7 protein-coding genes and 3 pseudogenes are annotated in these 9,176 nt (G+C 68.0%); 6 read left to right on the forward strand and 4 right to left on the reverse strand.

Annotation, left to right across the window (positions count from 1 at the left end; genetic code table 11):
- The 3 genes and pseudogenes from ACFRAC_RS36305 to ACFRAC_RS36315 form a co-directional block, all read left to right on the forward strand.
- The coding region (locus ACFRAC_RS36305; protein ID WP_382939484.1) for a hypothetical protein at positions 1-290 on the forward strand (290 nt) is incomplete at its 5' end.
- Positions 291-474: 184 nt separating this feature from the next.
- Complete coding sequence (locus ACFRAC_RS36310; RefSeq protein ID WP_382939488.1) at positions 475-876, forward strand: hypothetical protein; 402 nt, start codon at positions 475-477, stop codon at positions 874-876.
- A 53-nt stretch (positions 877-929) separates the two neighbouring features.
- Positions 930-1,393: pseudogene (locus tag ACFRAC_RS36315) on the forward strand (IS3 family transposase); the annotation flags it as partial.
- A gap of 186 nt (positions 1,394-1,579) precedes the next feature.
- On the opposite strand, the pseudogene ACFRAC_RS36320 reads toward ACFRAC_RS36315, so the two are convergent.
- The 3 genes and pseudogenes from ACFRAC_RS36320 to ACFRAC_RS36330 form a co-directional block, all read right to left on the reverse strand.
- A pseudogene (locus tag ACFRAC_RS36320) lies at positions 1,580-1,738 on the reverse strand (ATP-binding protein); the annotation flags it as partial.
- Positions 1,739-1,967: 229 nt separating this feature from the next.
- Positions 1,968-3,002 carry an Lrp/AsnC family transcriptional regulator gene (locus ACFRAC_RS36325; protein WP_382939491.1) on the reverse strand — a complete coding sequence of 345 codons (1,035 nt, stop codon included), beginning with the start codon at positions 3,000-3,002 and terminating at the stop codon, positions 1,968-1,970.
- Between the two features lie 5 nt (positions 3,003-3,007).
- Complete coding sequence (locus ACFRAC_RS36330; RefSeq protein ID WP_382939495.1) at positions 3,008-4,675, reverse strand: amidohydrolase; 1,668 nt, start codon at positions 4,673-4,675, stop codon at positions 3,008-3,010.
- A 272-nt stretch (positions 4,676-4,947) separates the two neighbouring features.
- Between ACFRAC_RS36330 and ACFRAC_RS36335 the strand changes: the two genes are divergently transcribed.
- The 3 genes and pseudogenes from ACFRAC_RS36335 (at position 4,948) to ACFRAC_RS36345 (ending at position 8,660) form a co-directional block, all read left to right on the forward strand.
- Positions 4,948-6,105, forward strand: a complete 1,158-nt coding sequence (locus ACFRAC_RS36335) for an FAD-dependent oxidoreductase (RefSeq protein WP_382939497.1) — start codon at positions 4,948-4,950, stop codon at positions 6,103-6,105.
- 115 nt (positions 6,106-6,220) lie between these two features.
- Positions 6,221-7,636, forward strand: coding sequence for a purine-cytosine permease family protein (locus ACFRAC_RS36340; protein WP_382939500.1), 1,416 nt, complete (start codon positions 6,221-6,223; stop codon positions 7,634-7,636).
- A gap of 150 nt (positions 7,637-7,786) precedes the next feature.
- Positions 7,787-8,660: pseudogene (locus ACFRAC_RS36345) on the forward strand (IS5 family transposase).
- 7 nt (positions 8,661-8,667) lie between these two features.
- Here ACFRAC_RS36345 and ACFRAC_RS36350 read toward each other — a convergent pair.
- Entirely contained in the window at positions 8,668-9,021 is a 354-nt protein-coding gene (locus ACFRAC_RS36350; protein WP_135794693.1) for a hypothetical protein, read from the reverse strand.
- Positions 9,022-9,176: the final 155 nt, after the last annotated feature.

Consider the following 9,176-nt stretch of genomic DNA (forward strand, 5'->3'; position numbering starts at 1 on the left):
GGATCAAGGTCTTGTGCCTCTTGAAAACTCCCCACGCAGCTCGATGGACACGTGGACACTTCGTCATCGAGTCCGGGACGTGGACATGGGAACCGAGTGCACGTCAGGACCACCCGATGATGCTGCCTTCGGATGTGCAACCCGTACGCGTGCGGCCGCTGGCGCCGGGCGAGGGACGCCTCAATCACCGCTTCCTGGTAATGGAGTGCACCTCCGACGAGAACGACGTCTTGGTAGCCGCGCTCCATGGACAGGTTGAGCACGTGTTCATGGCTCTGACCCGCGGGTGACTCCTGTCTCTCGCCGCGGGACCGAGAACGGCTGCAGGGCTTCGATTCCTGCGAGCTTCCCGCTCGACCGGCACCCTCGGCTACCACCAAGTCACCAGGACGCGGCTTCTGCTACCGGCGCCTTCGCCGATCAGGACATTCCTAAAGTGCCCAGCAGGATGCTAGGCAGCAGGAGGATGCAGAGATGGACGTCTCGTGGACAGCGACGGACCCCGAATCGCGACAGTACTCCCCGCCTGAGCAAAGCCCCGACATTGCGGATCTGACGGATCACATCACCGCACTGCGCTCGCGTGGTCAGGGGTATCTGGAAGTCCGCCTGCCGGGCCGCGAGTTTCCCTTGCTGACCCTGGGCTCCCAAGACGATCAAACAGTCATCCATCTGTTCGACGCTGCTGAGAAGTCGTCCCCACTCGTCGGCGATGGCACCGCCGCAGCGGATGTGGCCGTGGAAGTGCCGATCATGGACGACCTGGCCGTGTTCAGTGGCCACTACGTCGTCGCTGTCGATCGCGCCTGGACCCTCCTTCGCAACTTCATCCAGACCAGGGCGCCTGGCGAGCTGGGTCAGTGGCGGGAGCTGTGACCCTGAAGCGCTCCGGGTCTGATGGAGGCTCGATTCCCTGAGAGGATCGAGTCATGGCCCGTCCGTCCCCTTACCCTGCCGAGCTGCGTGAGCGTGCGCTGCGCATTGTCGCGGGGGTCCGCCCCAACTACCCAGCTGCGTGGGCCGCGATGAAGGCGGTCGCTGCGAAGCTGGGCATCGGTTCCGCTGAGACGGTGCGGACGTGGGTCCGCGAGGCCGAGGTCGACACCGGCAGGCGTCCCGGGGTGACTTCGGAGGAGGCCGCGAAGATCAAACGACTGCGGGCCGAGAACGCCGAGCTGCGTCAGGCGAATGAGATCCTCAAGGCGGCCTCGGCTTTCTTCGCGGCCGAGCTCGACCGGCCGTCGAAGCGCTCGTAGCGTTCATCTACGCCCACCGGCAGGTGTTCGGAGTCGAGCCGATCTGCAAAGTCCTGACCAGCCACGCACTGAAGATCGCGACGAGCACCTACTACGCCGCCAAGAACCGCACCCCCAGCCCGCAGTCGGTCCGCGACGGTCTCCCAGGCGTCCGCGAAACGTGGGCGGCCGGGCGCACCCGCCCACACGAGCACCAGCAGGAACACGCCCGCCGCGTACATCGGTACGACGCCGACGAGCAGGAACCGCATCCCGAACATCCCAAAAGGTCCGCCGTCCTTCATATCGGCTCCCCGGGTTCGCCGGAACAAGTGCGCTTTGCCGAAGGACTCGGTCGAGGCGATGGCGACGCTGTTCTTCTCTTCACGCTCGGTATACACCTGGAAGAGGAGTTCGGCGCCGTGGCGGTCGAGTTCCATGTAGCCGAGCTCGTCGACGCAAAGGAGGTCGACGCGGCCGTAGCGGGCGATGGTCTGAGCCAGGATCTCCGGCTTCGGGCCGGCGACGTAGCAGCGGACCATTCCGTGGGAGGCGCCCGCCCCATGTTCCTCGACCAGGCGGTGAAAGATCCGGGTGACGGTACGCTGCTGCTTGCGCGGCGCATCCAGATCCCCGCGGAGGATGCCATCAATCACCGGCTTGTACGGATCCAGAGCGGTCGCCCCGCGGTGCCTCAGGCGCGAAGGAAACGGGGCGCGCGACGACCCCGCCTCACGTCCGCCGTTCCGCGGGACGCACGGCCCGGTAGTACAGGTCCAGGCACATGAGCAGTTCGGTCTGTTCCACGCCCGGCAGGGTTCTGATCTCGGAGTCGATCAGTCGCATGACGTCCTGGGCGTCGCGGCAGACGGCCTCGGCGAAGATGTCGAAGCGGCCGGCGCAGGCCACGACATAGGTGATGGACGGGATCTTGGTGAGGAGCTGGGCGAGGGCTTCGACGCCATGCCCTGGGCGGCCGCGGATGGCCACCCAGACCTGCATCTCGAAGCCGAGGCTACGCGGGTTGGCGATGGCGGTGATGCGCAGGACGCGGTCGCCGAGCATGCGGGTGACGCGCTTGCGGACCTGGGACTCGGAGATGCCCACCGTCTCCGCGATGCCCTGGAAGGGGAGCCGGCCGTCCAGGCTGAGTTCCCCGATGATCTGCCGGTCGGTGGCGTCGAGTGAGGCGGCCTGTGTGCTGTCGCCTTCCTCCGTCCGCTCCGGCGCAGCCTTGTCCTGGGCGACGTCCCAGGCCGGTTCCTGGTAGTGGAGCTGGAGGTAGGGGAAGACCTCGGCCGATCCGACGCCCGGTGTCCGGGTCAGGGTGTCGTGGACGACGGTCAGCAGCTCCGCCGTGTCACGGCACAGCACCTCCACAAGCGCGTCGTAACGGCCCGTGGTGATGACGGCGTAGTCGACGGCGGGCAGCTCCGCGAGGGAGTTCATCAGCGGTTTGACAGCCTGGCCGCCGTCGAAGCTGAGGCCGACAAGGGCCATCACCGGAAAGCCGAGGAGGCCGGGGTCGGCGACCGCCGTGATCTGGATGACGTTGTCCTCGAGGAGCTGGTTGACCTTGCGGCGGACCGTCTTCTCCGGTACGCCCAGGTCGCGGGCCATGCCGGCGAAGGACTGACGTCCGTCCGCCTGGAGGAGGCGGATGAGTTGGCGGTCGAGTTCGGTGAGCCGCGAGTCCACCTCGTCCTGGTCGGGCAGCGGCAGCGAGCCGTCGAGGAAGCTGGAGACGAGGTGAGAGGGGCCGTGCATGGCAGTCATCGTATCGGTGCGGCTTCGTGGACGAGGCGCCCGGCGAGATACACCTCGTCGACGCGGACGTCGAGCAGTTCGTCCTCTGAGCAAGCGAAGGGGTCGCGGTCCAGGACGATGACGTCCGCGTGCTTGCCCGCATCCAGAGAGCCGTAGCTGTCGCCCTCGCCGAGGGTCCGGGCGGCGTTGATGGTGTGCATGCGCAGGGCCTCGGCGAGGGTGATCTCCTGGTCGGCGTCGAGGATTTCGCCTAGGAACGACTGGCGGCGCAGGGTGCACCAGATGCTGAAGAAGGGGTTCGTCGCGCGCTCCTCGGAGCCGATCCAGACGTCCGAGCTGCCGGTGATCGGCCAGCCCTCGTCCAGCAGGCGCCGGAACGGGAAGCGGCCGAGCCGGCCGTAGTCGCCGAGGTAGGCGGGAAAGAAGTCGCCGAAGGTGTAGAGGAAGACCGGCTGCGGGACGGGGATGATGCCCGCCTTGCGCCACAGTGCGGTCGCCGCCGGGTCCGGAAGGAAGTTGCCGGCGTGCTCGACGCGGGGAGCGGGGACTCCGGCGGGGGCACCGCCCGCGGCGGCGACGGCCTCGCAGACCTCTTCCTGGGCCCGATCGCCGTTGGCGTGGACGGCGAGCTGGAGGCCGGCCTCTGCGGTACGACGCAGCGCCTCACCGATCTGATCGGGGCGCAGGGCCACTTCGCCGCAGTGGCGGTGGCCGGCGTGGTCGTCGTTGACGTAGGGCTGCTTGACGGCGGCGCTGGCGGCGGAGTAGCCGCCGTCGGCGAACATCTTGACGCCGTGGATGCGCAGCAGCTCCTCGGGAGCGTTGAGGTCCAGCCACTCGCGGTGGGTGCACGCCTCGTCCAGGGAGACCGTGCCGGGAGCCCAGAGATAGATACGCAGCCGGGTGCCCAACTCGCCGTCCTGGTGCAGGCGGTCCATGGCCCGCAGTCCGTCCACCGATTCGGAGATCTCGCCGATGGTGGTCACTCCGTGGGCCGTGAACAGCTCGCGCACGCCGCGCTTGAGGGCGTGGTGCAGCGCGTTGCCGGAGAGCCTGGGGAGCGGTAGGAGGTTGTCCATCTCCTTGACGACGCCGGTGGGTTCCCCGGAGTCGTCCCGCAGGACCGTGGGCAGTCCGGTGATGCTGTATTCGGCCTCGCGGTAGTCGCGGTCGATGCCGGCCAGCTCCAGGCCGCGGCTGTTGAGGACGGTGATGTGGCCCCCGGCGCGTACGGCGATGGCCACCTCCGTGCTGACCGAGTCGAGCTCGGCGCGGGTCGGCAGGCGCTTGTCGGTGAGCTTCTGGTCGAAGAAGAGGTTGGCCTGGCCGACCAGCCAGCCGTCAACCGCCTCGTCGAGGTGTGCGCGGAGAGTGGCGAGAACGTCGGCGACGGAGCCGCAGCGCGGTGCCCGGCAGTCGACGGTCTGGTAGTGCGTACGGGCGGCGACCTCCATGTGGGCGTGCACGTCGACGAAGCCCGGCATGACAGGGCGGTCGCCGACATCGTGCACCCGGGTGCCGGGTCCGGTGTGGGCGCCGGCGTCCTCCTTGGGGCCGGTGGCGACGATGACCCCGTCCCGTACGGCGACGAAGCCGGGGCCCATCGGCTCGCCCTCGGCCATCCGGATCAACTTGTCCGAGATCAGGACGAGTTCCGCGGTGCCCTGGCTCATGTACGCCTCCTCGATGGTCTGCCCGACGGGGGCTTTCGTTGAAGCGAAAACGTAATCGCGCGCTACGTCGCATGTCAATGACTAATTCAACCCGTAGAGCGGCCACTCGTAACGGATTCAACCCTTGACAGGGCATCCGATGACTGATTCCGTTCGAACACCGCGAAATGTGCGGCCTTACCGCGACCGCTCGCCCGGTGATCTCCCACGGCATCGCCGTACCGGACACCGCGTCTGGACACCCGCACTCGTCACTTCTGCATGGAGGCCCCATGTCATCGCCCACCCGTCACGCCGAAATCGCCGGAGGCGGCCTCGCCGGCCTGACCACGGCGACCGCCCTGGCCCAGCGCGGCTGGAGCGTGCGCCTGCACGAGCGCGGCCGTGAGCTGCGCGAGATCGGCGCCGGCATCTTCATGTGGGAGAACGCCCTGCGCGTCCTCGAGGAGATCGGCGCCTTCGACGAAGCCGTCCACCGCGCCGAGCGCATCGACAGCTGGCGGCTCTACGACGAGCGCCGGCGCCGTCTCCAGGACGACTGGATGAAGGGCGGCGACACCCGCCTGTTCACCGTGCTGCGACCCGACCTGCACCAGGCGCTCGCCAACGCGGCCACCAAGGCCGGGGTCGAGATCGTCACCGACTCGCTGGTCGCGGGCGCCAACCCCGACGGCGAGCTGATCCTGGAGAACGGCAAGGTCCTCAAGGCCGACCTCGTCGTCGGCGCGGACGGCGTCGGCTCGCCCGTGCGCAACTCGGTCGGTCTGAACCTCGTCGTCCGCGACCTGGAGGACGGCTGTATGCGCAGCCTCATCCCCAGGCTGCCGCACGACCCCGTCGGCAACGCCCTGGAGTACTGGAACGGCGGCCGGCGCGTGGGCGTCGTCCCCGTCACCCCCGAGCAGGTCTACATCTACACCTGCTGCCCCTCCAGCGACCTCCTCGGACGCGAGCGGCCGTTCAACAAGGAGTCATGGATCGAGTCGTTCCCGCACCTGCGGAGCATCTTCGACCGCATCCCGGACATCTCCCGCTGGGCCTCGTTCTCCGATGTCCGCTGCCACCGCTGGGTCAACGGGCACGTCGCCCTCGTCGGCGACTCCGCCAGCGCCATGTCGCCCAACCTCGGACAGGCCGCCTGCCTGGCCATGACCAACGGCTACGGCCTGGCCCTGATGCTGGAGGGCCAGATCGACGTGCCCAGCGGGCTGCTGGCCTGGGAGGCGCGCCAGCGTCCGGTCACGGACGCGACCCAGCGCTACTCCCGGCTGTACGGCCGCGTCGGCACCCGCTGGCCGCGCCCCATCGCCGACGTCCGCTCCGCCCTGGTCTGGGCGGCCGGACGGTCCAAGCGCTGGCAGGAGCGAGTCAACGTCGCCGCACACCAGGGCGCCGAGTCGGTCCGCCCGAGCCTCCGCCGGGCCGGCTGACCCACTCGAACGACAGGGCGCCGCAGCGCTCGCGGTGCCCCTCCCGTGAAGCATCACACACCCCGCTGGACCAAGGACCCCTTTCGCGTCGTGCACAAAGCAGGAGGAAACCGTTATGGCACACAACCCCTCGGGTGCCTCGATGGACGGTGTGGAGAGACGGTCGATCGACCACGTCCCCTCCACTGAGCGCCACGGCAAGGCGTGGCACCAGGGCCCGTTCTGGCTGACCGGCGGCTTCATGCTGCCGTCCATGCTGATCGGTTTCCTCGGCCCGTCCATGGGACTGGGCATGGGCTGGTCGCTGATCGCCGTCATCTCCGGTATGGCGTTCGGCACCCTGTTCATGGCACTGCACGCCAACCAGGGCCCCCGCCTCGGCCTCCCCCAGATGATCCAGTCGCGCGCCCAGTTCGGTTCGCGCGGAGCGATCTTCCCGCTGGCCATGGCCGTCTTCATCTACATCGGCTACAACGTCTTCCAGATGGTGCTGGCCAGCGACGCGCTGTCGATGTTCCTGCCGGGCGAGAAGATCTGGTACGTCGTCCTGGCGGTGGTGGCGGTCGTGATCGCCGTCGTCGGGCACGACCTCCTGCACACCGTGCAGCGCTACTTCAGCTACCTCACCATAACGATCTTCGCGGTCGTCACCGTCGCGGCCGTCCTGTACTACCCGATGGGCGACGCCGCTCCCGTCGCCACCGGATTCTCCGGCGCCGCCTTCCTCGCCCAGTTCGCCGCGGCGGGCGGCTATCAGATCAGCTACAGCATCTACGTCTCGGACTACTCCCGCTACCTCCCCGAGAACATCCCGGACGGCAAGCTGATCGGCTGGACGTTCCTCGGCGGATTCACCGGTGCCGCCTGGCTCGGCAGCCTCGGCGCGATCTTCGCCTCCTACGTCCCGGCGCCGGACGCGCTGCGCCAGCTGCAACTGGTCGGCGACACCGTCTTCCCCGGCTTCGGCGCGGTGGCGGTCCTGGCCACCCTGCCCGCACTGATCGGCACCTCCGGCGTCAACGCCTACGGAGCGATGCTCAGCGCCACCACGGTCCTGGACGGCATCAAGCGCGTGAACCCCACCCTGCGGCTCCGCGTCGTCGGCGTATGCGCGGTGGGCGCGGTGGGACTGGGCATCGCCCTGAGCATGCCCGCCGCCTACATGCACAGCTTCCACACCTTCATCGCCGTCATGTGCTACCTGCTGGTGCCGTGGACCGCCGTCAATCTCGTGGACTTCTACGTGGTCCGGCGTGGCCGCTATGCCGTCGCCGACATCACCGATCCGCACGGCGGCTACGGCCACTGGGCCTGGCGCGGACTGACCGCGTACTTCGGCGGCTTCGTGTCCATGGTCCCCTTCGTCACCCTCAGCTTCTACACGGGGCCGGTGACGAAGGCCCTCGGCGGCGCCGACCTCGCGTTCATCGTCGGACTCCTCGTCTCCGGGGCGCTCTACTACTTCATCGCCCGAGGCGTCGAGCAGCACGGTGCTTCCATCCCCGCCGAGGACGTACGTGTCCCTGCGTAGTAACGCGCCCCGCGCCCGGCCCGCTTGAGGGCCGGGCGCGGCCGCGTCACCAGCTGCCGCTCGTGCTCGACCGTCGATGGTCGGTGGGCAAGGCCGTCAGGCCTAGGGCCTGTCGCGAAAGTGGATCTTGTTCGTCGATGATCACGTCCTGTGGGACGTGGGGATCTGACGGACGGGCAGTGGGCCCGGCTGGAGCCGCTGTTGCCGCTGGGCATCAAGCCGGGTCGTCCGCAGGTGTGGACGCGGCGGCAGCTGATAGACGGCATACGGTGGCGGACCCGGACTGGCGCGCCCTGGCGCGACGTGCCGGAACGTTATGGGCCGTGGGACCGGGTCTATGACCTGTTCCGGCGCTGGCAGCGGGACGGTACCTGAGCGAGGATCCTCACCCAACTCCAGGCCGAGGCCGACGCCCAGGGCCTGATCACCTGGGACGTAAACGTCGACTCCACCGTCTGCCGGGCCCACCAGCACGCCGCCGGAGCGGCGAAAAGGGGGACCTCCAGAAGGAACCGCCCGGCGGCGTCTTCGTCGAGCCGGCCGACCACGCACTCGGACGATCCCGCGGCGGACTGACCAGCAAGATTCACCTCGCGGTCGAGCAGGGGCAGAAGCCCTTGTCCGTCGTGGTCACGGCCGGGCAGCGGGACGATTCCCCGCACTTCAAAGCGGTCCTGGAAGCCATCCGGGTCCCGAGGCTGGGGCTCGGCAGGCCGCGCAAGCGTCCGGACCGGGTCCGGGCCGACAAGGCGTACGACTCCCGCGACAATCGCGCCTACCTGCGCAGACGCGGGACAAGGCCACCATCCCGGTCCCGGCGGACCGTGTCCGCAACCGCCTCAAGCGCGGATCGTACGGTGGGCGGCCGCCGAAGTTCGACAAGGACGACTACAAGCAGCGGCACGCGGTCGAGTGCGGGATCAACCGTCTCAAGCGTCACCGGGCCGTCGCCACGCGGTACGACAAACTCGCCGTCCGCTATGAGGCGACTGTTCTGGTCGCAGCGATCAACGAGTGGCTGTGACGGTGCTCTAACAGGGCATCGGAAGCCATGCCATCGCCTCACGCCAACCCTGGCGATCGTGCGCCCAGTCCATCATCACTTTGGCAATCGGCTCTGGGCCGATGATCTCATGTGGTCTTGGGACGTGAGCCTGGAAGTGCTTGTCTGCGCTGCCTTCGCGGTACTCCACCTGGTAGCTCATGTCGTCATTCAGGTACACCTGCATGTAGTGCTGATCCACAGGCTCCAGGTCGAGCCTGCTAAGGATCACGAACCGGTGACGCAGGTTCATATCAGCCAACAGGTCGTGCAGGGCGTCCTCGGTCGGATCGTCCACAGCGCGCCCGTCATCTTCGATTGCCCGCAGCACTGGTTTCACCATGCCCGCGACTGTACTGGCCTACCAGGATTCAGTCGCCCACCAGTGCACTTTCACAACACTCCCTAGTAGGGCTTGGTCATCTTCATTCGTGAGTGGCGTGTCTGCTGGGTGGTTGGTGTCGTTGGGATGGTGTGACGCCTGAGGAGATGGCTGAA

This window comes from Streptomyces sp. NPDC056628 (assembly GCF_042792555.1).
In the GTDB taxonomy this organism is placed as follows: domain Bacteria; phylum Actinomycetota; class Actinomycetes; order Streptomycetales; family Streptomycetaceae; genus Streptomyces.